Raw genomic sequence first — 24,296 nt, forward strand, 5'->3', positions numbered from 1 at the left:
GCTCGCGCCGTCGTCTCTGGGAGGTTTGGATGATTATTGATCTTGAGGGTATCGATGATCCACGGTGGAGCACTGCCTTGCCGGTGCTCCAGGAACTGCGTCCTCACCTCACCCGAGAGCTACTTACGCAGGTCCTTGTCGAAGGACAGCCGCAGGGGCTGAGGTTTACCGCACTCTTCCAGGACGAAGCGTGCGTGGCGGTGGCAGGATGGCGAATCATCTCCAACACCAGCGCGATCCGCAAACTGTACGTGGACGATCTCTCGACGACCTCCATGGCACGCTCACGTGGACATGGTGCGCAACTCCTGGCGGAACTGAATCAACGAGCCCGTGCACTCGGGTGCTCTACGATCGAACTGGATTCAGGAGTGCAGCGCCACAACGCCCACAGGTTCTACCTTCGGGAGCGCATGGACATCAGTTCGTTCCACTTCAGGAAAAGCCTGTGACCATTCGCGGGTCAGAGGAGTGGATGTGGCTGGAAAGCTCTAGAGTGCGGCCTCGAGTTTTTCGCTCAGTTCACGCTTTGGACGCGCCCCGTTGATCGACTCGACGAGTTCGCCGCCCTTGAAGATGTAGAGCGTGGGAATCGAGACGATTCCGAACTTCGCGGCAGTCTCGGGGTTGGCATCCACGTCGATCTTGGCGATCTTGACGCGGCCGTCGTATTCGTTCGCCAACTCATCCAGGATTGGGGCGACCTGGCGGCACGGCCCGCACCATTCTGCCCAAAAATCCACGAGAACGGGGAGATCTGAGCCGAGGACCTCGTCGGCGAAGGTGTCATCGAATACTTCAACGGTGTTACCGCTCATGTCATTCTCCTGAGAACTGCGTTGGTGTGAATGGGGCTGTTGCCATGTCAGTGCGCCACGGGCGGTGTTACCCGCGAGATCCTGGGCCGCAGCCTGTCCGTTGGGTTCACCCGAGGCATGAAAGCCGGTGAGTGTCGAACTGATCAGTTGTCCGCGAGGGACTCAAGGTAGTGCTGTGCGTCAAGTGCCGCGGAACATCCGGAACCTGCTGCTGTGATTGCCTGACGATAGGTGTGGTCTACGAGATCGCCGCAGGCGAAGACGCCCGTGAGGTTGGTCTTGGTGCTGCGCCCCTGGACCTTGACGTAGCCATTGTCGTCGAGTTCGATCTGGCCGGCCAACAGTTCGGAGCGGGGATCGTGTCCGATCGCGACGAATAGGCCGGTCGCCTCGAGCAGGCGTTCTTCACCGGTGACCGTGTCGCGCAGGACAAGTGATTCCACTTTGTCCTCGCCGTTGATGCCGACGACAGCGGAGTTCCAGACGAACTCGATCTTTGGATCGTTGAGAGCCCGCTCTGCCATGATCTTGGAGGCGCGCAGTTCGTCGCGTCGGTGCACGATGGTGACCTTGGATGCGAAGCGGGTCAGGAAGGTTGCCTCCTCCATTGCGGAGTCTCCTCCTCCGACCACAACGATGTTCTGGTCTTTGAAGAAGAACCCGTCGCAGGTTGCACACCAGGACACGCCACGGCCGGAGAGCCGTTTCTCGTCGGGTAGTCCGATCTCTCGGTATGCGGACCCGGTCGCGAGGATGACCGCACGCGCCGTGATGGTTTCGCCACCGCCGGTGATGATGGTCTTCACGGGTCCATCAAGGTGCACCTCGGTTGCGTCATCCCACTCGATGATGGCACCGAACTTCTCGGCCTGCTGCTGCATATTGGTCATGAGGTCTGGCCCCATGATCCCCTCGGGGAATCCGGGGAAGTTCTCGACCTCGGTTGTGTTCATGAGCGCGCCGCCTGCGGTGATGGAACCGGCGAGCACGTAGGGGGTGAGCCCTGCGCGTGCGGCGTAGGTGGCCGCGGTGTACCCGGCTGGGCCGGAGCCGATGATGACGACGTCGTGGGTGGCGGTCTCGGTCACGTGAGTTCCTTTGGTGTGTCTTTGGCGCATGCGGCAAGGGCTGTATGAAGCCGTTCAGTGTGGCTAACAGTGCGGTGGTCGGATTCATTCCTGAGGAGTCAGGTGATGGTTACCTCGTAGATGTAGGCGCGGAATTTTCCGGTGTCATCTGAGGGGAGTTCGGTGAACCAGATAACAATGGAGTCCGTCTTTACCGGCTGTTCCAGGCGGAACATGGTTTCGCCGTTCATCGAGCCGGAGGCGAGAAGTTCGCCACCTCCTGGATCATCAGCGCTGGTTGCTCGGATCTCTACTTTGCCGCCGGTGTTGGCGCTCGAGATCAGGACAGAGGTAACGGTCGACTCTTCCTCAAGGCCGATCTGTACTCCGATTCCCGATTTCGCGATGCCGCCGAACGCGGCGGTGCGGTAGGTGCGCGAGTACCACGGTTGAGTGGTGGAGCCGTCGATCAGGCGGTCCTGTAGTTCGGGGTGTTCGTTGCCATCGCCATCGGGGTCAAGGGCCTGAGCAGTCTTCATGACCGGCAGGATGATGTCCTCGGTCGGTTCCGTTTCAGTGGGTTCGTCAGTGACCTCTGCTGCAGGGTTGGTCGGACGACCGCTCGGCGCCACGACAACTGGATCCATGGGTGCCGTGAGGGCATTGACCGCCCATACGCCGCCTGTGACGATTGCTCCAAGGAACAACACGAGGATGAACGGGGTCGGGTTGAACCCGCCGTGCTTGGCTGGCTGTGTTGGTGGCTGAGACCATTCCATGGCTTGCGGGGCCGCCTGTTCTTGTGGGACGGGTGGTGGTACGGCGGGTGGCGGGGTGGTTTCACCGAGCGTGATGTCGTTGGTTGCCGGCAGGAACCGCGGTGGTCTGCCCGATTCACGTGCTGCGGTCGCATCGGGGCTGCTCGTCACAGCGAGGGGGTTTGCTGCATTGAGTTCGGCACTGCCCGCAAGGGCGGCGGCTGCGCCGCCAATCGAGGCGGCACCCAGTCCTGCGACAACCGCTGGTGGCTGGGTCGATGGTAGTGGTGCGCTTGCCGACGCTCCGGTACGTGCGCTCGTCCGTTTCGGTGGGTCAGAGGTCACCGGGGGAACAGGATCTTGCGGTTCGTCTGGCGAACTCACCTCGGTGACCTCTGGAAGATCGGATTCCGACCAGGCCCCGAGTGCTTCAAGGAAGTCGTGCGGGGTTGCGATACCGGTTTCGGTTCCATTGAGCAGATCGGTTGTGAACCGGTCAAGATGTTCGTCTGCGTCCTCGAGGAAACCCGTAAGGCGTGGGAGCGGAGTGGACTCTTCCGTCATGTAGTTGGGCATGAGCCCCGTCAGCATGAAGTAGGTGAGTGCGGCAAGGCCGCGGGTGTCCTGGAACGCAAGTACGTCGTCGGAGATATCCTCATTGAGCCCAAGGAAGTTGCGCGGTGCGAGGCCAGTGAGGATCGCGGTGTTCTTGTGGAAGTAGATGGAGTCGGCGGTGATGCCACCGTGCCTGAAACCCTGGGTGTCCGCGGCCTTGACGAGGCTGCGCGCGATGGTCCCGATGACTGCCTTGGCCTGTGGGGTGGTGAACGGAGAACCTGCGATTGCCGCTGCGGTGGTGACGCCTGCGGGGCGTTCTGTGATGACGTATCGTTGGCCGGAACCCTTGTCGATGACATCGACGATACGGGCGATGTGTTCGACAGAGAGTTGGGCGGTTTCCTTTGCCCGGTTGATGGCGCCGCGAGCAATTGCATCATCAAGTACGTACACATTGACATCACGGCCAAAGATCTTGTCCCGTGCTCGCCATTTTTCAACGTCTATACGCGGTGAGGTCTCAAGGGTGTTGACCTCATAGCGGGCAACGAGGGTGGTTCCAGGCTCTAGCCGTGGCACTGGTTCCTCCTGACAGTGGCGTGAGCGTAAGGGTTTCGAGGCGTCGTGTTTTCTATCCCACATGGTACGCGAGCAACCGGCGTGATTCAGCCAGCGCGACGTGAGAGTTTCTTGAGGATTGGGTCAAGAAGTGCGTTGTATTCCTGCACGCGGAAGATCTGCAGGATGAGCGCGTAGACACAGACCATCAACACGCCGACGATTGCCGTGACCACGAAAGCCCATGCGATCGAGTCGCTTGCCTGGAATCCCCACACGTTCAGGATGAGCCAGCCAGCACCGGCAGAGATCGCCGCGGCAACGATGAGTTGCACGTGGAGACGGACCACCCCGCTGACATCGAATGTGGACAACCGTCTCCGCATGCCGTTGATGCGGAGAAGGACGCAGAGCAGATTGCCGAGGCTCATAGACAGGCCGATGCCGACAACCCACCATTCGCCTGGTGCGACGACCGTGGTGATATAGCTGCCGATGATGAGCACGAGTGTCACTGGCACTTGGAAGTAGAACACGTTCTTGCCGTCTTCGAATGCGAAGTAGACCCATTTCATGAGCACCATCGCACCGAGCGGCATCAGGCCGAGTGCCATCGACCACACGACGGGGGAGACCACATCAACCTCGGCTGCGGTCAGCGATGGGATGAGCAACTTGGTGATCGGTGCGGACAGCACCATAAACACTGCGGTTGCGAACACGGTGAATACGGCAATCACTCGTAGCCCTCGCTCCACGAGTCGGGCCACGGCGTCGGTGTCGTTCTTTGCCGCTGCCGCAGACATGCCAGTGAACAGAGCGGTTGCCACGGACACGGTGACAAGCGAATGTGGCAGCAGGTAGATCATGAGTGCCTGCGTGTAGGAGGCGTTACCCGCGATGACGGTCACGCCATCTGATGCTGCCAGGGGAGCGGCGGTCGCGATCTTCGAGAAGACGAGCACGCCGATCTGGTCGAGGATGAGGGTCAGGAACGTCCACATGCCGACGCGGCCAACAGATCGTAGACCAATGCCGCGCAGGCCCCAGCGGATGTGCCAGCGGAAGCCGGAGCGGTAGAGCGGGACGAGCAGGATCAGCGCCTGGGCTGCAACGCCAAGCGTTGCGGAGATGCCGATGAGGGCGATGCTTGGGCCGGACCAGTCATCGAGAGTTTGGATCTGCCCGGTTGCCACCGGGCCGTAGACGATCAAGAAGATACCGAAACCGATGATCGAGACCACGTTGTTGAGCGCTGGCGCCCACATGTAGGGGCCGAACTGTCCGCGTGCGTTGAGCACCTGACCAAGGAGGGTGTACAGCCCGTAGAAGAACAACTGCGGGATGCACCACAGCGCAAACGAGACGGCCAATCCCTTCTGGGCATCGGACCAATCGGCTGTGTACAGGCTGACGAGTGCGGAGGCCCCAATTGTCAGGATCAGGGTGAGGCCGAACAGCGATGCAGCGGCGAGGGTCAGTAGTTTGTCCAGGCGTTCCTGCGGGTTCCTCGACTTGTATGCGCGCATCACCTGCGGCACGATCACAGCGTTGAGTGCACCACCGGCGATGATCGCAAACAGGATGTTGGGGATCTTGTTGGCGATATCGAATGCATCTGCGACGGATCCCGTGGCACCGAGAACCGCGACGAGCATGACGTTACGCACCAGTCCAAGCACGCGGGAAACGGCAGTACCCGACGCCATGAGCAGTGAACTCTTGCCCATGGACTGCTGTTGTGGACCGTTGTTCCCCTGATCTGCGGCAACCTCAGCACTGGATGTGGACCGTGAATCCGCCGCAGACCGGGGGGCACGTTCTGGCTGCGGTGCACGAGAGGCACCAACAGGGTGGCCAGGCTCCGAACTGCCACTGACTCGCCTACGCCCAGTTGCCGTGCCGGATCCTGGCTGTCCAGAACCCTGTGGAGTGGGTGGAGGAGTCGGCGGAGCCGGATGAGTCGAGGAGGAAACCATCCGACGGCGCGTTTCGCCGCCCGGCTCGCTTACGCTGGATTCTCCCTGCGACCCACGTGGGTGCGCGTCAGGGGTGTAGCTTTGCGACGAGATACGCCGTCCCTGCGGACGCTGCGGATCGGGCTGTGGGGGTGTTCTGCGGTCGGTCACTTGCGTTCCTCAGCCTCCGCCTCAACGAGGGCAAGAGCCTCTTTGGAGTCCAGCGCCGAGACTCGCCGTTCGGAATGACCGCGGCGCACCGTACGCCAGATACCTCCGGCAAGGAGGAGTGCGAGAAGCCCGAGGACCACGCCCGTGCCCACATTCTCCCAGTCCGCACGTACCCGCACTCGGAACACACCGGACGTGGCCACATACTTGCCGGACTCGTCGAGAATCTGGACCTTCACCTCGACGTTTCCAGAACCAACCGCCGTGACTGGAATGCGGATCGACTGCGTTGAGCTTGCCGTGATCTGCACGGGGAGAGTCGTCGGAGCCTGCAAACGCGAGTCCGAGGGACTCAACTGAACCGAGAACGAGACATCCTGATCCAGGTTGTTCTGCACTGTGAGCGGGATTTCCGCCCCCGTGCTGATCATATTGATGTCGCTGCTTGGCACGATATTGATGGAGTTCATGAGTCCGGAAACAGACTCGTTGAACGCGGCAACCGCTGTCGCATGTTCAGAGGTGTTTGAGTACCACGCCTGACTTGTCAGGCGTGAGACCGCACGCCAGTGCGGTTCAGTGATCAGTGAGGGATCCTCAGTGACCGTTGCGAACCGTACGAGCGCTCGCTGGTTATCGCGTAACTGGGCAAACTCCCCCTGCGCGAACAATGCGGGACTCTGCGGTGAGGTTACAGTCACACGTTCAGCATCAACCGGCTGTTCCTGACCCGCAAGTTCGCTCAACCCGGCAGTCCGGATCCACGGCAACCCGGAGATTGCCGTCAACTGGGCCTGCGCGACCGCCGGATCGGGACTCCACGACCGATCCAATGCAATCACCACGTTGCGTTGCTCGTTTGGTCGTTCCTTCGACAGCACCGCGAGTTCCGCGATGAGCCGTTGACGTGCTTGAATCGGGTTTTCGGTTCCCGGGTTGAGCAGGAGCTCGGTGATGCGCTCGTCCGCATCGAACACAGTTGTCTCAGAGTCCTCTTCGGTTTTGAAGGTACCCGAGCGCGTGTACGGCAGAGCCTCGCTGTCGGGGAGCACCTGAGACTGCGCAACGGTGATGGGATAACCCGAAGACGCGGCTCGATTCAGAACGGACGTGCTGAAATCACTCGCAACTGGCCATGCGATGGGTGAGGTGAAGGAAAGATCTCCGAGTGCCCCATAGGCTCTTGTCCGCGGGGTGGGAACGTCCGCGGCAGTGGCGAGGTAGGGGGCGAAACTCGCGTCAAAGGTCGGAAGGGAGAGTAACTCATGCTTGGGCGCGACCTCTAGGAACGCATCCACCCAGCGGCTTGCCACTCCCTGCTCAAACGAGGCCTGAGTGCTCTCAACCGTTTCGGCTGCGGCCTCTTCCGATGTGGAGTCGTCCTCGGTCGTGACCGTGGCTGCGTCCTGGATGGATTGGATCGTTGCCGCATCGACGGCAAGCCCAACGTGCTCGGAGTTCTCTACCGCCTTGAGCACCCGGGGGAGACGCTCATCTGATCCGGTCTGTGCAAGAACCTGACCGGCATTGGCATCCGGGTTCAATGGATCGGACGTGACACCGGTGATCGCGGCCACCGTCGCAACGCTCAGATTCTGCTCAACCGCATCTGCGGCCGGATACCACAGCACATAGGTGTAGAACGCATCGATGCGCTGCGTCTGGCCTTCCACATCCCCCACGAGTTCGAACGTGATACCGCGCGGCCCCCATCCTTCAAGGCCGGTCAGCAGGCCAAACTGCCGTGCATCTACCTTGAACTGGAACGACGCCGTGCTACCCGGTTCAAGAACCTCGTCAAGAGTCTCCGACATGAGGCGCGTGCCGCCCGCATCCTCGAGTTCCTGAGCATCCCACACGTCCAGGCCGGATCGAGTCATAAACCGAACACGAGTCATGTTGAAATGAACCGTTGCGTTGCTGATCGGCTGGCTTGTGGTGTTTGTGACCCGCAGTGAGGCGCGGAGCTCATCATCCTGCTCGACCAGAGTCGGCGAGAGCTCGGAGAGTTCCATCATCGACCGCTTCGAACCGGGCTGCTCCACCGACCTTCCCACGGTGCTGGCCAGCGGCATCCCACTCGAATAGGAGTAGGACTGCAAGATCTGCGACGACGAGGCCGGAGTGACGGACGAGGGGGAGGGCTCGTCGGGAAGCGAATGCGCCGGCGTTGCCGGTGCCGCCATCAGCACGGCGCACGCGAACAACACCACAGCAACAAAAGAGTGCACGTACCGTGCACTCTTTGCTGTAATCGGTTCTCGTCTGTGTAAGAGCATCGTCCCTATTGTCCCGCCGATGACCGCGATTCGTCATCTTGCGAGAACGAACCCATAGAAGGGGCATGCAGTCGGCGCAGATTCTCTGCCCGACGATGCAGCAGCAACTCATGAGCGAGCGCGGCCAAGCGCCGCTCATTCGGGTAACTCAAACGCTCCGGTAACCGCTCAAATGCAATCCATTCCACGTCATCCGCCTCGGAATCCGGATCGCCCTCAACGGTCAAATAACCACCAATCGCATCAAGTAAGAAGTGGTGCACGACCTTGTGCACGCGGCGATCATCGCCCGTGAACCAGTAGTCGATCTTGCCCAAAGCGCGACGAATCTCACCCGTGATTCCAGTCTCTTCCTGGATCTCGCGGATCGCGGCTTCCTCAGCCGTTTCCTCCCCCTCAAGGTGCCCCTTTGGAAGACACCATTCGAGCCGACCCGCGCGGTTGCGGCGAGCGATCACGGCCGCGTAGAACGTGCCGAACTCGTGCTTCACCACGAGACCACCAGCCGAGGTTTCCTCAACCACGGGAAGATCACTCGAGTTCACAGACGGATTGTTGTGCACGACCGGGGCGTAGCGCGGGCGATTCGGGTTTATCCTCAAGGGGTGACCACCTGGGGGCGCGGGGACCGCAGTACGGTCTTCGGGGCGCTCGTTGGTGGACATATTGCAACCATATCTTTATCTGCCTGACTTTGTGGTGCGGCTACCCGTAAGACCCCCACATTCACCACCAAATCTGCCAGCAGATGTGGCAGACTTTTTAAGTTCAGTTCGTTTTTAGCCTCACATACGAGGCGCCGTCAGGTCGGCAGCCTAGTTTGCCTGCGTAACGGTCCAACCCAAGTGCAGCCCCACTCGATTCACATCGTGGAGGGCGCACCACCCAGGAGACTTGCGTGTCATCCCAGCCACAGTCCGAAACCCTCGATCTTCTGCAGCGGCGTGTGTCCGCCGTACTGGCGCACATGAACCCCACCGTTGTAGAACTCGGCGAGGTTTTCAAGAAGGCTGGCCACGAACTCGCCATCGTTGGCGGTCCGGTACGTGACGCGCTTCTGGGCCGGTCTTCTAACGACCTCGACTTCACCACCTCTGCTTCTCCCGACGAGACCCTCGCCCTGCTCGGCCAGTGGGGTGACGCCGTGTGGGACATCGGCAAGGAGTTTGGGACCATTGGAGCCAAGCGGTTCGCGCGCTCTGGCGGCGAAGAGATCGTTGTTGAGATCACGACGTACCGCACCGACGAATATGACCCCGCTTCCCGCAAGCCGCTGGTGGTGTTTGGCGACAACATCGAGGGCGATCTCTCGCGCCGAGACTTCACCGTGAACGCCATGGCTATCCGAGTGCCCGACCTAGAGTTTGTGGACCCCTTCGATGGAGTCCGGGACCTGGCTGCTGGAGTGCTGCGTACCCCAATCGAGGCGGTCAAGTCCTTTGACGACGACCCCCTGCGCATGATGCGTGCCGCCCGCTTTGCCGGGCAACTCGGGTTTGCTGTGGAGCAAGCGGCATTTGATGCGATCGTGCTGATGGCCGAGCGGATCAAGATCGTGTCCGCCGAGCGCGTTCGCGACGAACTCAACAAGCTTCTGCTGTCCGCCGACCCTGTGCGTGGGCTCACGGTCCTCGTTGACTGCGGCCTCGCTGACCAGGTACTGCCCGAACTGCCCGGCATGAAGGCGGCCACGGATGAACACAACCGGCACAAGGACGTGTTCTCCCACTCCATGACCGTGCTCCAACAGGCCATCGATCTTGAGACTGGCCCGGACGGAGTTGTTCCCGGCCCCGACCTGGTGTTGCGTCTCGCCGCGCTGCTCCACGACATCGGCAAGCCAGCAACCCGCAAGTTCGAAGCCAACGGAACCGTGTCCTTCCACCACCACGAACTGGTGGGAGCGAAGATGACCACCAAGCGCATGCGCGAACTCAAATACGACAAGGAAACCACCAAGGCCGTCTCACGTCTGGTCGAGTTGCACCTGCGCTTCCACGGCTACGGAGACGGTGCCTGGACCGACTCGGCCGTGCGCCGCTACGTCACCGACGCCGGTCCACTCCTGGAACGCCTGCACCGATTGACCCGCGCCGACTGCACCACCCGCAACAGGAACAAGGCCCGCAGGCTTTCGGCAGCCTACGATTCGCTCGAAACGCGGATTGAACAGTTGGCGGCTCAAGAGGAATTGGACGCTATCCGTCCGGACCTTGATGGTGCGCAGATCATGTCCATTCTCAGCATCAAGCCTGGTCGAGCAGTGGGTGCAGCCTACAAGTTCCTCATGTCGTTGCGTCTAGATGAAGGTCCACTGGGCGAGGATGTGGCGCGCGAGCGCCTGCTCGAATGGTGGGCTTCGAATGCGGATCAGTTCGAGGGCACGCGCACGTACGACAACTAGTGTGTGGGTTCTTTCGGACGGTCGGTGACGTTTTTGTTGTCTGCTTGCCGACGAGCAGGGTTTGTTCCAGCCCCACCTCGCGCTGGGCAGGAGTCTGGCTTATCCCATTCTCTGAAGCCATAGAAATGTAGTGCCCCGCTGGGCTAGAATGAGATAGCGCATTGCAGTAGCGGTGTGAAGTGAACTCGGTAGCCTTCCGGACGGTCGGTGAGCCGAGTTTCGCGTTTTATGGCGACAGTATCGTGATGCCAGCAATCAGCGGATCCACCCGTTGCCGCCATTCGCCACCTTTCGTGTAACTCCAAGCAATGGCATCTGCAACCCATAGGAGTGGCTCCTGATATGGAGTCTCCAGGACATAGTTGAGCTCATCGGTGAGACCGTGACGCCGGACTTCACGAAAAAGAGTTTGGCGATCAGACTTTTCAATCGATTCGTCGCGTTCGATCACGAGTTTCGTAAAAGAGCCCTCCGCTGCGTAAGCGACGATCTCTGCAAGGCAGATATTACGGCCACGTACCGGGTCTTTGGTCGTGCAATGAAAAATCTGTGCCGTAACACCCGTAGCGGTAAGGCGTGAAAGAACCAGTCGCTTACGATCCGACTCTCTCCGGTCGAGTCAACTGTGGCTCTACCATTTCGTTCCTGATCATTGCGATCTCGCGGGGTGTGTAACCATTCTTTCTCAGGCGCGCTCTATCTCAAATCACGTCTCATGAATGGTGGATAACCTATTTGACAGACCAGCAGAGCAGACTTTTGCGCGCAACCTACGACAGTTGATGTCCTGCTGGCGAGAGTTAACCCCTTCCAGCACGAGAAAATCACCATGCAAGTTGGTCAACATTCGAGCCGTCTGCCTGAAGCGGCCACGTGTTCGGGGCTTCTGTCATGCTGTCGGACACTGCTCAGCAGAAACCATGACAGGTATGGGGTATCTGTCACGGTTTCTGCCGGTCCTGTGCCTAAGTTCTATGCGCTTGAATCGTCGCCAACGAGATCAGAAAGCACATCTTCTAGGAGCGGTGCCTCATCAACTACAGCTTCTGCAATAGTCTCAACGTCGCGGAGTTTACGCCCGATTGCGCGAGTACGAACGCCCGCCTCCTTGACTGTGTTTTGTGCAGTTGACAGTTGTTTTTCCAGTTTGTCCCAGACCTCACCGTACTTGAGGAACTCCTTCTTTGCTTGTCCTAGAACCTCCCACACTTCGGAGGAGCGCTTCTCAATTGCAAGTGTACGAAAGCCCATCTGCAGTGAATTCAAGAGGGATGAGAGGGTAGTGGGACCCGTGATGTTGATTCTGTATTCATTCTGAAGCTTGGATACCAAACCAGGCCGCCGAACCGCCTCAGCAAATAATCCTTCGGTTGGGAGGTACATGATTGCGAAGTCTGTGCTGTGTGGCGGATCAATGTACTTCGAGTTAATCGTCTTGGCCTGCGCAATGATCGCGCGTTCTAACGCTTGTCCGGCAAGTTCAACTTGTTCTTTGTCGCCTTGCTCAGCGGCTATAAGGAGGCGTTCGTAGTCCTCTTGCGGGAACTTGGAATCGATTGGAAGGAACACTGGCTTGTCATTGTGGTCCTTCCCAGGAAGTTTCACCGCGAACTCAACTCGTTCTGAGGAACTTGGCTTGATCGCAACGTTCGATTCATACTGTTCAGGCGTAAGGAGATCCTCGAGCTGTCGGGCTAGCTGCACCTCACCCCAGCCACCACGGCTCTTCACATTGGTCAAAACTCGTTTTAACCCGCCAACGTCGGACGCTAGAGTTTGCATCTCGCCCAGCCCTTTGTGGACCTCTTCAAGTCTGGTGCTGACCAGTTGGAAGGATTCGCCCAGACGCTTCTCTAGGGTTCCCTGCAACTTTTCATCAACGGTCTCACGCATCTTCTCGAGCTTGGCTTCGTTGCCCTCTCGTAGTTTCGTTAGCTCAACAGTGAGCAATTCCTGCAACTCAGCATGCTTCTTCGCGTTGCGTTCATTGAGTAGTTCGATACTCTTTGAGTTCTTTTCGAGGGACTCTGAGAGCGTAGTTTGGAGTTTCTCACCGACAGCGATTCGTACGTGCTCTAATTTTTCCTCGTTCGCGGCTTTCAACAACTCAAAACGTGCCGTCATCTGCTCCTTAAACGTGTCCTGTCGCTCAGATGATTCCTTAGCGTGTGCGCGGAACATCTCCGTAAGTCCTTGGATTGTTTTCGAGGTCTCTTCACGAAGGCTCCGTTCTGCCGTAATACGTCCCTCAGTGAACTTGCGTTGCTCCTCACTTAGAGCGGTCGCAAGCCCTTGAATCCGGGCATCAAGGCTCTGCGACTGAATGCTTAAGTTCTGCGTAAGTTCAGTGCGCTGCGCGCTTAGTCCAGATTGAACGTCTTGTCCGCTTGATTGCAGCATTTCAAGAATCCGTGCGGTAGCGGGATCATCACTCTTCGATCCGCCAGACTTCTGCCAAACGAGTGCGAGTAGAACCAGTGTGACCAACTGGATCACAAGTAGCGCGATTTCCATATCATCTCCATTCGGATAAGTGGTGGTCCACACACTGGCACCACCCTCTGACATTCGAAGCCGTGGAGCGGAATCGCACTACACTGCTCTTTCATAAGACTCTATACTGCTGCGGATCAGTTTGAGGGCGCGCGCACGTACGGACAACTGATTCACTGATTGCCGACGACGCCCTCCTCCCAGCGCTGTCTTACGCGCTAAGGAGTTCGGGGCATGGGATCTAAACCAACATGGTGATTCTCCGGAGTCAATGACCAAGAAAAATGACCCTGATTCCGGAAAATCACCAAGCGGGTTACTATGCGGTAACGATGGGCGCTATCGAGTGGAGAACGCAGCGTCGAATGCGGCATCCGGTTGATCGAATGCCAACCGCCGCACAAACTCAAGCGCCTCGGGTGCGCCGACGAGTCGATCCATTCCGGCGTCTTCCCATTCCACCGAGATCGGGCCGGTATAGCCGATTGAGTTGAGCATGCGGAACGAATCCTCCCACGGCACGTCACCGTGGCCGGTTGAGATGAAGTCCCATCCGCGGCGTGGATCGGCCCAGGCAAGATGCGATCCCATCCGGCCGTTACGCCCGTTGTTCATCCGCTTCTTCGTGTCCTTGCAGTCCACATGGTAGATGCGGTCCTTGAAGTCCCACAGGAAACCGACCGGATCGATGTCCTGCCAGACCATGTGGCTGGGATCCCAGTTCAACCCGAAGGCTTCGCGGTGCCCGATGGCCTCGAGTGTGCGCACGGTCGACCAGTAGTCGTAGGCGATTTCGGAGGGGTGTACCTCGTGTGCGAACCGGACTCCTACCTCGTCGAACACATCGAGGATTGGGTTCCAGCGGTCTGCGAAGTCCTGGTAGCCCGCATCGATGGCCTCCTGGGATACGGGAGGGAACATGGCAACGTACTTCCAGATGGCCGAGCCGGTAAACCCGACCACCGTTTTGACCCCGAGTTTCGCGGCAAGCCGGGCCGTGTGCTTCATCTCCTCGGCGGCCCGACGGCGCACGCCCTCAGGGTCGCCGTCGCCCCACACGACATCCGGCAGGATGTCGCGATGGCGTTGGTCGATCGGGTCATCGCATACGGCCTGACCCTTCAGGTGGTTCGAGATCGCGTAAACCTTCAGGTTGTACTTCTCCAACAGTGCGAGTTTGGACGCGACGTATTCGTCATCATCCCAACGCCACGGATCGAGGTGGTCACCCCAGCACGCGATTTCGAGGCCGTCGTAGCCCCACTCTGAGGCGAGTCGCGCTACCTCCTCGAACGGCAGATCGGCCCACTGGCCGGTGAACAACGTGATTGGTCGAGACATCTTCGGCTCCTTATCTCAAAATAACTAGACTTCAGTCCAGCCAGCACGGCTGTGTGAACTGCGTTCCACGGCATCGAGCACCCTTTGCACGTAAAGCCCATCAGTAAAGGATGGGGACGGTCGCGTGCCCTGCGCAATGGCCGTGACAAGGTCGACGACCTGATGCGTGAACCCGTGTTCGTACCCCAACCCGTGACCGGCAGGCCACCAGTTGGCCACGTAGGCGTGCTCAGGTTCGGTGACCACGATGCGCCGGAACCCACCGGTTTCGGACGGCTCGGTGGCATCGAAGAAGTGCAGGACGTTCATGTCCTCGAAATCGAACGCAAGCGAACCCCGCGAACCATTGATCTCAATGCGGATCGCATTCTTGCGTCCATGTGCGAATCGGGTCGCCTCGTAGACACCGAGCGCTCCGCCCGAAAGCTCAGCCAGGAAAACCGCCGCGTCATCCACTGTCACCGGCCCCATGTCCGTTCCCGCAGTGCCGGACAAGCCGGACAGATCCTCCGCGATGGGCCGCTCCGACACGAAAGTCTTGAGTGCCCCCGAAACGTTGGTGATCTGCTGCCCGGTGATGAACTGCGTCAGGTCGATGATGTGAGCGCCAATGTCACCGAGCGCCCCCGAGCCCGCCTTCTCCTTGTCCAGACGCCAGGTCAGAGGCGCTCGCGAGTCCGCGAGCCAGTCCTGCAGGTACTGCGCCCGCACGTGCTGAATCGTGCCCAACCGGCCCTGCTCCACAAGCGAACGGGCCAACTGGATGGCGGGGACTCGTCGATAAGTGAAACCGACCATCGCAACCACTCCGCGTGCCGCCGCACGCTCCGCAGCATCCGCCATTTCCTGCGCCTCGGCAACGGAATTGGCGAGCGGCTTCTCGCACAGCACGTGTTTGCCGGCGGCGAGCGCGGCGAGCGCGATATCGCGGTGCGAATCGCCCGGCGTGCAGATGTCGATCAGGTCGATATCGTCTCGTTCGAGCAGTTCACTCCAACTTGTCGACGATTCGGACCAGCCGAGTTTTTCGGCTGCGGCCGCGACTCCGTCCGGGTTGCGACCCGCAACGACCCGCATGGCAGGTCGCAGCGGGAGGTCGAAGAAGTGTGGCGCGGTGCGCCAGCCCTGTGAGTGGGCGGCTCCCATGAACGCATAGCCGATCATCGCGACGCCGAGTTCACGCTGTGTTTCAGTGGACATGCCTGAGTCCTTTCGTGCGGCCGCGGGTCCCGTACGGGACCCGCGGAAACGCTGCTGGTGGTTTAGGACTCGAACGCGTCGTTGATGTACTCGTCAACGTTGTCGACCGTGACAACCGGTGCGTACATCTGCACGTAACGCGGCACCGTGTGGGACACGAAGTCGCTTACGGACTTGTCCTGCGCAACAAGGCGAGCCAGACGGATACCGTCAGCGGCCTGGGTTGCCGGGTAGATGACGGTCGCCTTCAGTACTGAGTCGCCATCCTTGATGTGTTGCATGACATTCTTCGAACCGGCGCCACCGACCATGAAGAACTCGTCGCGGCCAGCAGCGTCAATTGCAGCAAGGACACCGACACCCTGGTCGTCATCGTGGTTCCAGATCGCATCGATCTTCGGAGCGGACTGGAGTAGGTTCGCGGTTGCCGTCTCGCCACCGGCCACCGTGAAGTCCGCGGCCACGCGGTTGGAGACGGACAGGCCGCAGTCACTCAGCGCATCGGCGAAGCCCTGCGAACGGTCCTGCGTCAGCGGAAGGTTGTCGATTCCAGCGATCTCGGCGATGACCGCATCCGACTGATCGCCTAGCTCCTGACAGATGTACGAACCGGCGCTCACGCCCATGCCGTAGTTGTCGCCGAGTACCGTGGTGCGTGCGGCAAATGGACTGGAGAACTCGCGGTCGACGTTGATGACCGGAATACCAGCATGCATGGCTTCGAGTGCGATCTCGGTGAGGGCATCGCCGTCAAAGGGGAGCAGTACGATCGCATCGACCTTGTCGTTGATGAAACCCTCGATTTGGGAGATCTGCAGCGAGACATCATTGGTGCCCTCTGCGAGGCGCAATTCAACGTCCTCGTGTCGTTCAGCCTCAGCGATGGCAGCCTTGGTGATGGCACCCATCCAGCCGTGGTCAGCAGCAGGGGCTGAGAAGCCGATGACGACCTTCTCACCAGGGGCGTCATTGTCGCTGACTGCGCCTGAACCACCGGCTTGTTGAGTTTCGGAGCCCTCAGCCGGTGCCGGAGGTTCGTTCGAGGTGCAGGCGGCAAGGGAAAATCCGAGTGCCGCTACGCTGAGCAGCGCAACCGCGCTGCGTCGGGTGGTTTTCATGATGGACATGGTTTCTCCTTTGAAGTGTCCGTGAATGAACTGACTGTGTGGTGATTGATGACAGATGAGGCATGCTTACCCCGCCTGAGTGTGGCTTTGGGCCGCTAGGTGCTGGCCTTGCCGTGCTGCGCGAACCGCTGCTGGAGCAGAACCGCGATGACGATGATGGCGCCCTTGACCACGGCCTGGGCCGAGGTCGACATGTTGTTCTGTACAAAAACATTGGTGAGGATCGTGAACAGCAGCACGCCCAAGAGGGTGCCCACGATCGTGCCGCGACCGCCCACGAGCAGGGTGCCACCAACGACCACGGCCGCGATGGCATCGAGTTCGTAGAGGTATCCCGTGGTGGAGGAGCCAGAGTTGGTGCGCCCGAGCATCATGACCGCCGCAATCCCGGCGGTTAGACCACACAGTGCGTACACGTACACGAGATGCCGCTTGACGTTGATACCCGCAAGACGTGCTGCCTCAGGGTTGCCACCAACCGCGACGGTCCGACGACCAAAGGTGGTTCGGTTCAACAGGATCCACCCCAGCACAGACACAACGATGAGAAGCCAGACGAGGTTTGGCACTCCCAAGAAGCTGCCGCGAAGAGCCTCCTTGAACTCGTTGACAGTGATGATCTGGGTTTGACGATTCGAGATGATCTCCGCGAGGCCGCGGGCCGCGACCATCATGGCCAGCGTCGCGATAAACGCCACGACCTTGCCGTATGCGATCAACACCCCGTTGACTACACCCGCAATGAGACCCACGGCGAGAGCCGTGAACACCATGACCGTCCAATGGCTGTTTTGAGCCATCGTCTGGGTGGCCAAGGTGGTTGCCCACACCGTGGCGAGTCCCATCACCGCCCCGACAGACAGATCGATTCCACCAGCGGTGATCACGAAGGTCATACCGATTGCGAGTACGCCCATCGCTGAGGCCAAACGCAGAATTGTCAGGAGGTTGTCCGTGTTCGCGAACCGCTCACCCGTGGTTGCAACGCCCACAATGCACAGTGCTATGAGGGCGAGAACAAGACCGATGTTGCGGACAAACGAACCGGACAGGCGCGGGCTCCTGCTCTGTGAGGCGCGCTCTGCCCCGGGCTTCTCGCCCTGGTCCGCAGTGGTGACGTCACTCATGCTGCAGTTCCTTCCATTACTAGGTTCAAGACATCGCTTTCTGTGATGGCGGAGGCATCGCTCTCGGCCACGATCGAGCCGTCACTGATAACCAGGACCCGATCCGCCAATCCGATCACCTCCGGAATCTCGGAGGACACCACAACAACGGCAGTACCCGCGTCAGCGAGCTTGTTGATGAGCTGATAGATCTCGGAGCGTGCGCCAACGTCCACGCCACGGGTCGGCTCGTCGAGGAGCAAGACCTTGCATCCGTGGAGCAGCCACCGTGCAAGGATCAGTTTTTGCTGGTTACCGCCGGAAAGCGTTCCGGCTGCGCGATTAACGTCCACAGGGCGCAGATCCAGCCCCTTCGCCTGAGCCTCGGCGGCAGCTTTTTCTGCCTTCTCATTGAGGAACCCGCTCGATGCGATGCGGGCGAAGGAAGCCATGGTGATGTTCCGGTAGATCGGTTCGGTCAGGATCAGTCCCTGGCTTTTGCGCTCTTCAGGGCACAGCCCGACTCCCGCCGCGACCGCTGAGGGCACCGAGCCTCGGGTGAGCCGCTTACCTGCAACTCGAACCTCGCCGGAGCTAGCTCTCCGGGCACCGTAGAGAGTTTCGAGAATCTCTGATCTTCCGGACCCTACGAGCCCTGCCAGCCCTACTATTTCTCCCGGACGAACTTCAAAGCTGACATCCTCAAACACTCCGGACAACCCCAAGTCCTTGACCGACAACACGGGTTGCTGGTCGGTGTGTGGGGGAGTGCCGCGTGCGGGGATCGCGTGCTCTACTGTGCGGCCCGTCATGAGGGTGATGAGTTCGCGTGAGGGGGTGTCGGCGACGCTCAGGTTTGTCGCGACGGTTTTGCCGTCCTTGAGTACCGTGATGCGGTTTCCGATCCGTCGGATCTCATCCATGCGGTGCGAGATATAGATGATTGCTACACCTCGCTCCTGTAGTCCTTTGACCACACGAAAAAGGTTGTCCACCTCCTCCGAGTCCAGTACGGCAGAGGGCTCGTCCATCACGATGATCCGGGCGTTGTGGGACAACGCTCGTGCCATGGACACGATCTGCTTTCCTGCTGCCGAGAGCGTGCCGACCTCACGGGTTGCCCTGATCTCTGGGTGCCCAAGCTGCGCCAGTATTTCTTTGGTGCGACGGATTGCCTCGCGCCGCTGGGAGAGTCCAGCGGTAGCCAACTCGTGGCCGAGGTAGACGTTTTCCGCTACGGAAAGTCCATCTACCACGTCGAGTTCTTGGTACATCGTTGCGATGCCAAGTGTGAGTGCGGCCACGGGGTTGGCGATTGTGGTGGTTGATCCGTCCATGATGATGGTGCCGGAATCTGGCTGATGGGCACCTGCAAGCACCTTGATCAGCGTTGATTTTCCGGCACCGTTCTGCCCGAGGAGGCAGTGCACTTCGCCCGGGAGAACCTCAAGGTCGACGCCGTCGAGGGCTTTCGCTCCGGGGAAGTGTTTCACGATATTGCTCATCCGCAGTAGCGGTTGTGTGGGGTCTGCGTTGACCATATGACAAAAGTAGGTAGACTTTTGTCGAATGTCAATCAAAAGTTGACAAGTAGTTTCATCTTTACTGATCCGTTATCACCCAAAGTGGTGCAGAAAACGACCGTTCTACACGAAACAGCGTGGTTAACTGGTGATATGGAGAGTCTGTTGAAGTTTGCACCTCGACCAAACGGGGCCGGCGAGATGTTCCAGTTGCTGCGAGACGGCGTTCCACGAACCCGCTCCGAACTGGCAACCATCACAGGACAGGCTCGGTCCACCATTGCTGCGCGCATCGAAGTCCTCAGCAAAGCGGACCTGATCGTGACTGTTGGCGAAGCCACCTCAACCGGAGGACGCAGGCCAGCGACCTTCGCCTTCAACCCTGCTGCCCGTGTGGTACTCGGAATTGATCTCGGTGCGGCTCACGCCCGGATCGGTGTCACAGATCTGGCTGCAAACCTCCTTGCAACCCACGACAGCCCGCTCGACATCGCCGACGGCCCCGAGGCGGTGCTGAGCGCAGTCACGGAACACGCGGCAGCACTCTTGGCGCAGGTCAACCACGGAGTGCACACGCTGGCAGCAATCGGCATCGGACTGCCTGGCCCCGTCGAACACAAGACCGGGCGTCCAGTGGCACCACCCATCATGCCCGGATGGGACGGCTATGACGTCGCAGGATACCTTCGCAAAGAGTTCAATGTCCCGGTCCTCGTGGACAACGACGTCAACCTCATGGCAGTCGGAGAACACCGTACCGCCTGGAACGATCACGACAACCTCATGTTCGTGAAGGTTGCCACCGGCATCGGCTCGGGAATCATCCTTGACGGCCAACTACGCCGCGGAGCACAGGGCGCCGCCGGAGACATCGGGCATATAGCGGTCTCTGGACGCAGTGAGGCAGCGTGCACCTGCGGTAATCACGGATGCCTTGAAGCGGTTGCCGGGGGAGCGGCCCTCGCAAGGGTGCTCACAGCTCAAGGATTTCACGCCCCACACGTCTCCGATGTGGTTCAAGCCGTTCGAGATGGGAACGCTGAGGCTCGCGTGGCCGTCCGTGAGGCAGGCAGATCAATCGGTGGCGTCCTGGCTGGCTGCGTCTCCATGCTGAACCCGTCCGTTGTAGTGGTCGGAGGAGCGATGGTCGCTGCCGGAGAGCAACTCATGGCCGGGATTCGGGAGGTGCTCTACCGCAGGTCCCTCCCGCTCGCCACACAACACCTGCGAGTTGTCACCTCACAGACCAAGGAAAAAGCAGGAGTCCTAGGCGGGGCCTTCCTTGCGATAGATCACGTCCTGTCGCCAGCGGCGATCGACCTGCTCTACTCAAACTGACGCACCAGACTTGGGTCTGTACGGCCTTGTCATCTTACGGATTCAGGCAGTCGCCGCGAGTCAAGAAGCCCGTGACGTTGAGAAAACTTACCACTGGTATCCCATGAATGGCATCAACGTCTCGGCGGCATATGAGAAGTACTCCCACGAACAACTGAAGGCACATCTCTTGGGCAGGCGATCGGATCGGCTTCGTGAACTGAGTTCCTGCGAACCGCCGCCCGCGAGCGCGCTGAGAAAGGTAGCGTAGGAGTCCTGAAAATGGTAGCGTAGGAGTCCTGAAAATGGTAGCGTAGGAGTCCTGAAAATGGTAGCGTAGGAGTCCTGAAAATGGTAGCGTAGACCCCTCTTGCCTGCTTGTTTGTTCATGAAGATGGTGGGAGATGTAAGGGTATGGCTTATCTCAAGCGCACGGTAGATTCCGAACTTGATGAACTGCTCCCACTTGCTCCCGCGATTGCTCTGGATGGCCCCAAAGGTGTTGGGAAAACTGACACAGCACGGAGGCGTGCGCAGGCAACATGGATGCTTGACGACCCTGCGCAACGTGAAATAGCAAGAGCTGACTTCGATCTCAACACGCTGCCGCCGGGTACGGTGCTCTTTGATGAGTGGCAGAAACTACCCCAGGTGTGGGATTCGGTCCGGCGCCAAGTGGATGTGGGAGCGAAGCCAGGGAGGTTTCTTCTCACGGGTTCTGCGACACCCACGGACAAGGCGGGTACGCACAGCGGTGCTGGGCGCATCCTTTCGCTACGTATGCGCCCTATGGGTTTGCATGAACGTGGCCTGATTCAACCAAGTGTCTCTCTTAAGTCATTGATGACCGGGCAGTTGCGTGAGATTCAAGGGAACGCGTCCTTTACGCTTATTGACTACATGAACGCGATCACGACTAGTGGTTTTCCAGGGATGATGAACGCTGCGCCACGGTTGCAACGCGGCATGCTTGACGCGTACTTGCAGCGCATCATTGATCGGGACTTGCCCGAACTAGGGTATGAGGTTCGCAGGCCTGAGACTCTCACGCGATGGCTTGGAGCATACGCTGCAGCTTCCTCAACTACGACCGCTTACTCACGGTTACTCGATGCCACCACCAGTGGGGACGGTGACCAACCGGCAAAGACCACCACTATTGCTTACCGGGACAACCTCAGCCAGTTGTGGCTGCTTGACCCGGTGCCCGGGTGGACGCCCGCAAACAACGCGATTCGCCGATTGCAACAAGCACCTAAACATCAACTTGCTGACCCTGCGCTCGCGGCAAGACTGCTCGGACTGTCGGCCACGACGCTGTTGGAGCCCGGTGGTGCACATATGGCTGGACCGCTTTTCGAGTCTCTCGTAACCCTCGGCGTGCGGGTGTTAGCACAAGCCCTTGAGTCTCGTGTCAGCCACCTCAGGCTCAATTCGGGCGAGCGGGAAGTCGATCTGATTCTTGAAGGGCCAGAGGGGCAGATTATCGGAATCGAGGTTAAACTCGCGCCGGACGTAACTGATTCCGATGTGCGGCATTTGAAGTGGTTGCGGGAGCAACTACCTGACCGGGTAGTTGATCTTGTTGTGGTTACTACCGGTACTACTGCCTACAGGCGCAGCGATGGAGTGGCCGTGGTGCCGCTTGCGCTGCTTGGACTGTAGTCGGTCTTCTTGAGGGTTCTTAGGCGTTTCGGTCTGATTGGAGGCTCCTCGTGATGTGCGGCCCAAGAGAGAACGTCCGCTAGAGGCAGTCTCCTAGCCGTGACGCTTCCCTCGAAGCACGGCAGTTCAGCGCACAACAAAGCCCTCAACTTCCAGCGTGGGGGAACGCTGGAAGGTGAGGGCTCGTCGGCAATGAGGCGCCTATGGCGCACCGACCGGGAGGGGAAGTGTGAGGCCGCCGATACCGGCACCACGCCTGCCCCTACGAAACGCGTAGCCGTTTCACGTGAAACAACCCGCTCAGTGCATGTCAGAATCAAGCACTCGCAGACGCTGCCACGGGCCTTCCCTCAGTTTCAACCGAAACCGAACGAAGAGCGGCAACCTTCTGATAGTCCTTGAGCTCTGGGTACAACTCGTCCTTGAGTGGGTTACGACGGCGCTTGATGATCACGTAGGCCTGATACGCGAGAACGGCAACGTTGACGAGCAGCGAAAGCAGCGACACCGTGAACAGGGCAGTTGGGTTGTGCGAGGACGCAACCGAGAACTGTGAATCGGATACGAAGCTTGGTACAGCCATGGTGAACATCATCCAGAACGCGAGAGTGTGAGCGCGGTGCTGGAGCCACGCGCCCTTGCGAATGAAGAACGCAGGGATGGTGCAGGCGATCAGCAGAGCGGCACCTGCGTAGAATGCGTGGTCACCGACGCAGTTGTACACGTATGCGAAGTTCCACAGGTCGTAGGCGATGATCCAGAACCACACCATATCCGGCCACAGCATGTCCTTGAAGCGGTCACGTGAGATGAAGATTCCAACCCAACCACAGATCGTGATGAGGTTGATGATTCCGGCGACGCCGTTCATGACGTTCCAAGGGCCACCGATCATGTAGACGCCATCAACAAGGCCCTCACCGAGGCGGGAGACCTGGAAGTCGCGAGCAACGGCTTCGGCGATGTTGATCGCAAGGATCGCTGGCGGGAACCAGAGCGCGTACTTGTTGGCTGCAACCCGTGGGTTGTAGCGGATCACCATGAAGCCGATACATCCGGCAAGTGCCGAATACACCTTGACCCAGTGGAACCAGGAACCGGTCGACGAGCCTGCGGCGGTGTGTGGCCATACAAAGATGGTCAAGATGATCGGAAGTACGATGAAGATCGCGTAGGCGGCGACCTTTGACCAGCGGACTAGTTCGTTGAGCCCGATCAGGGCACCAAGCACGACGAACCACATCAACCACTGAGTCAGTGAAATGGATTCAAACAAGAACATGACGTTCTCCTTGTGGGATTTATTTGGGGGATGATTCGGCTTAACCTAGTTGTCACTTGGGGCCGAGGGGAGTCGCAACACCTGACGGGTGATGTCGATGAGGACGTTGTCGCTGATATCTGGGTTGTTGCGGGCGAGCCCCACAAGTCCGTAGATCAGGACGTAGAAGGTTTCGCGCACGTGCTCAATCTCGATCTTGTGGCGTGCGGCGTAGGCTTCGATCGTGGTGAGTTCGAGGCAGTCCACGATTGCGGTGACTGCCTGATGAAGGAACCTGTTGTACAGGCCGCTGCTTTCAACGCTCTGGAGTTCCGTGTGCATCGGGCCTACAGTGCGCAACTGTGCGCGGAAGACCGTGATGCAGTCACGGAGCGCCTGGTCGATGTTGCCTGGTTCGCGTGCGGCGTCCCATTCCCGTACTGCCTCAACAAAGGTTTCGATGTGGCGATCGAGCACCGCATCGATGAGCGAGTCCTTGTCAGGGAAGTAGTGGTAGATGAGTCCGCGCGCCACGCCCACTTCGCGGGCGATGTCGCTGAACGAGGTTTTGAGGAGGCCACGGGTCGCGAAGAGCGTTTGCGCGACACGGACGATCTCGGCGGCGCGTTCGTCTGGTGTGCTGCGCAGATTCTTGGTTGCCATGGCTTCCTCTTTGGGTGGTTCTATTTCCG

The 24,296-nt window shown here is 59.5% G+C and carries 18 protein-coding genes; 4 read left to right on the forward strand and 14 right to left on the reverse strand.

The window, feature by feature from the left end; genetic code table 11:
* The first annotated feature begins 29 nt into the window (after positions 1-29).
* Complete coding sequence (locus ACFSYH_RS08645; RefSeq protein ID WP_377466498.1) at positions 30-452, forward strand: GNAT family N-acetyltransferase; 423 nt, start codon at positions 30-32, stop codon at positions 450-452.
* A gap of 39 nt (positions 453-491) precedes the next feature.
* Here the strand turns inward: ACFSYH_RS08645 and trxA are convergent, their stop codons facing one another.
* The 6 genes from trxA to ACFSYH_RS08675 all read right to left on the reverse strand — a co-directional run bounded on the left by trxA (position 492) and on the right by ACFSYH_RS08675 (position 8,832).
* A complete protein-coding gene (trxA, locus tag ACFSYH_RS08650) occupies positions 492-818 on the reverse strand; it encodes a thioredoxin (RefSeq protein ID WP_377466499.1) in 327 nt (108 codons plus the stop codon).
* Positions 819-961: 143 nt separating this feature from the next.
* Positions 962-1,906 carry a thioredoxin-disulfide reductase gene (gene trxB / locus ACFSYH_RS08655; protein ID WP_377466500.1) on the reverse strand — a complete coding sequence of 315 codons (945 nt, stop codon included), beginning with the start codon at positions 1,904-1,906 and terminating at the stop codon, positions 962-964.
* Positions 1,907-2,004: 98 nt separating this feature from the next.
* Positions 2,005-3,780 (reverse strand): hypothetical protein, encoded by a 1,776-nt coding sequence (locus ACFSYH_RS08660; protein ID WP_377466502.1) that lies wholly within the window; start codon positions 3,778-3,780, stop codon positions 2,005-2,007.
* Between the two features lie 86 nt (positions 3,781-3,866).
* Positions 3,867-5,888, reverse strand: coding sequence for a murein biosynthesis integral membrane protein MurJ (murJ, locus tag ACFSYH_RS08665; protein ID WP_377466504.1), 2,022 nt, complete (start codon positions 5,886-5,888; stop codon positions 3,867-3,869).
* Positions 5,885-8,119 carry a DUF6049 family protein gene (locus tag ACFSYH_RS08670; RefSeq protein WP_377466505.1) on the reverse strand — a complete coding sequence of 745 codons (2,235 nt, stop codon included), beginning with the start codon at positions 8,117-8,119 and terminating at the stop codon, positions 5,885-5,887. Before ACFSYH_RS08670 ends, murJ begins: the two co-directional genes overlap by 4 nt.
* Before the next feature lie 53 nt (positions 8,120-8,172).
* Positions 8,173-8,832, reverse strand: coding sequence for an NUDIX domain-containing protein (locus ACFSYH_RS08675; protein ID WP_377466506.1), 660 nt, complete (start codon positions 8,830-8,832; stop codon positions 8,173-8,175).
* Positions 8,833-9,134: 302 nt separating this feature from the next.
* Here ACFSYH_RS08675 and ACFSYH_RS08680 point away from each other — a divergent pair, with 302 nt between their 5' ends.
* On the forward strand, positions 9,135-10,571 hold the full coding sequence (locus tag ACFSYH_RS08680) for a CCA tRNA nucleotidyltransferase (protein ID WP_377466707.1): 1,437 nt from the start codon (positions 9,135-9,137) through the stop codon (positions 10,569-10,571).
* Between the two features lie 972 nt (positions 10,572-11,543).
* Here ACFSYH_RS08680 and rmuC read toward each other — a convergent pair.
* From rmuC to ACFSYH_RS08710, 6 genes are all read right to left on the reverse strand, one after another.
* Entirely contained in the window at positions 11,544-13,085 is a 1,542-nt protein-coding gene (gene rmuC / locus ACFSYH_RS08685; protein ID WP_377466507.1) for a DNA recombination protein RmuC, read from the reverse strand.
* Positions 13,086-13,403: 318 nt separating this feature from the next.
* Positions 13,404-14,405 (reverse strand): sugar phosphate isomerase/epimerase family protein, encoded by a 1,002-nt coding sequence (locus ACFSYH_RS08690; RefSeq protein WP_377466508.1) that lies wholly within the window; start codon positions 14,403-14,405, stop codon positions 13,404-13,406.
* 24 nt (positions 14,406-14,429) lie between these two features.
* The gene (locus ACFSYH_RS08695; protein WP_377466509.1) at positions 14,430-15,605 is read right to left on the reverse strand and encodes a Gfo/Idh/MocA family protein; all 1,176 of its coding nucleotides are present in this window, start codon (positions 15,603-15,605) and stop codon (positions 14,430-14,432) included.
* Between the two features lie 62 nt (positions 15,606-15,667).
* Complete coding sequence (locus ACFSYH_RS08700) at positions 15,668-16,732, reverse strand: substrate-binding domain-containing protein (protein WP_377466510.1); 1,065 nt, start codon at positions 16,730-16,732, stop codon at positions 15,668-15,670.
* Between the two features lie 95 nt (positions 16,733-16,827).
* Positions 16,828-17,859 (reverse strand): ABC transporter permease, encoded by a 1,032-nt coding sequence (locus tag ACFSYH_RS08705; protein ID WP_377466511.1) that lies wholly within the window; start codon positions 17,857-17,859, stop codon positions 16,828-16,830.
* Positions 17,856-19,379 carry a sugar ABC transporter ATP-binding protein gene (locus ACFSYH_RS08710; protein ID WP_377466512.1) on the reverse strand — a complete coding sequence of 508 codons (1,524 nt, stop codon included), beginning with the start codon at positions 19,377-19,379 and terminating at the stop codon, positions 17,856-17,858. The genes ACFSYH_RS08705 and ACFSYH_RS08710 overlap by 4 nt, the downstream gene beginning before the upstream one ends.
* Before the next feature lie 135 nt (positions 19,380-19,514).
* Here ACFSYH_RS08710 and ACFSYH_RS08715 point away from each other — a divergent pair, with 135 nt between their 5' ends.
* Together ACFSYH_RS08715 and ACFSYH_RS08720 are read left to right on the forward strand one after the other, a co-directional pair.
* A complete protein-coding gene (locus tag ACFSYH_RS08715; RefSeq protein WP_377466514.1) occupies positions 19,515-20,699 on the forward strand; it encodes an ROK family protein in 1,185 nt (394 codons plus the stop codon).
* A 393-nt stretch (positions 20,700-21,092) separates the two neighbouring features.
* Positions 21,093-22,343, forward strand: a complete 1,251-nt coding sequence (locus ACFSYH_RS08720) for an ATP-binding protein (RefSeq protein WP_377466515.1) — start codon at positions 21,093-21,095, stop codon at positions 22,341-22,343.
* Between the two features lie 316 nt (positions 22,344-22,659).
* Here ACFSYH_RS08720 and ACFSYH_RS08725 read toward each other — a convergent pair whose 3' ends face one another.
* Complete coding sequence (locus tag ACFSYH_RS08725) at positions 22,660-23,625, reverse strand: DUF5692 family protein (protein WP_377466516.1); 966 nt, start codon at positions 23,623-23,625, stop codon at positions 22,660-22,662.
* 45 nt (positions 23,626-23,670) lie between these two features.
* Positions 23,671-24,267 (reverse strand): TetR/AcrR family transcriptional regulator, encoded by a 597-nt coding sequence (locus tag ACFSYH_RS08730; RefSeq protein ID WP_377466517.1) that lies wholly within the window; start codon positions 24,265-24,267, stop codon positions 23,671-23,673.
* Between the last annotated feature and the right edge of the window lie 29 nt (positions 24,268-24,296).

It is taken from the genome of Populibacterium corticicola, assembly GCF_042683685.1.
Taxonomy (GTDB): domain Bacteria; phylum Actinomycetota; class Actinomycetes; order Actinomycetales; family Cellulomonadaceae; genus Timonella; species Timonella corticicola.

What these genes read in the sequence shown, in the direction of transcription:
- ACFSYH_RS08645 (WP_377466498.1), top strand. Translation starts at nt 30, where the DNA reads ATGATTATTGATCTTGAGGGTATCGATGATCCACGGTGGAGCACTGCC.
- trxA (WP_377466499.1), bottom strand. Translation starts at nt 818, where the DNA reads ATGAGCGGTAACACCGTTGAAGTATTCGATGACACCTTCGCCGACGAG.
- ACFSYH_RS08675 (WP_377466506.1), bottom strand. Translation starts at nt 8,832, where the DNA reads ATGTCCACCAACGAGCGCCCCGAAGACCGTACTGCGGTCCCCGCGCCC.
- ACFSYH_RS08680 (WP_377466707.1), top strand. Translation starts at nt 9,135, where the DNA reads ATGAACCCCACCGTTGTAGAACTCGGCGAGGTTTTCAAGAAGGCTGGC.
- rmuC (WP_377466507.1), bottom strand. Translation starts at nt 13,085, where the DNA reads ATGGAAATCGCGCTACTTGTGATCCAGTTGGTCACACTGGTTCTACTC.
- ACFSYH_RS08690 (WP_377466508.1), bottom strand. Translation starts at nt 14,405, where the DNA reads ATGTCTCGACCAATCACGTTGTTCACCGGCCAGTGGGCCGATCTGCCG.
- ACFSYH_RS08695 (WP_377466509.1), bottom strand. Translation starts at nt 15,605, where the DNA reads ATGTCCACTGAAACACAGCGTGAACTCGGCGTCGCGATGATCGGCTAT.
- ACFSYH_RS08700 (WP_377466510.1), bottom strand. Translation starts at nt 16,732, where the DNA reads ATGTCCATCATGAAAACCACCCGACGCAGCGCGGTTGCGCTGCTCAGC.
- ACFSYH_RS08705 (WP_377466511.1), bottom strand. Translation starts at nt 17,859, where the DNA reads ATGAGTGACGTCACCACTGCGGACCAGGGCGAGAAGCCCGGGGCAGAG.
- ACFSYH_RS08710 (WP_377466512.1), bottom strand. Translation starts at nt 19,379, where the DNA reads ATGGTCAACGCAGACCCCACACAACCGCTACTGCGGATGAGCAATATC.
- ACFSYH_RS08715 (WP_377466514.1), top strand. Translation starts at nt 19,515, where the DNA reads ATGGAGAGTCTGTTGAAGTTTGCACCTCGACCAAACGGGGCCGGCGAG.
- ACFSYH_RS08720 (WP_377466515.1), top strand. Translation starts at nt 21,093, where the DNA reads ATGGCTTATCTCAAGCGCACGGTAGATTCCGAACTTGATGAACTGCTC.
- ACFSYH_RS08725 (WP_377466516.1), bottom strand. Translation starts at nt 23,625, where the DNA reads ATGTTCTTGTTTGAATCCATTTCACTGACTCAGTGGTTGATGTGGTTC.
- ACFSYH_RS08730 (WP_377466517.1), bottom strand. Translation starts at nt 24,267, where the DNA reads ATGGCAACCAAGAATCTGCGCAGCACACCAGACGAACGCGCCGCCGAG.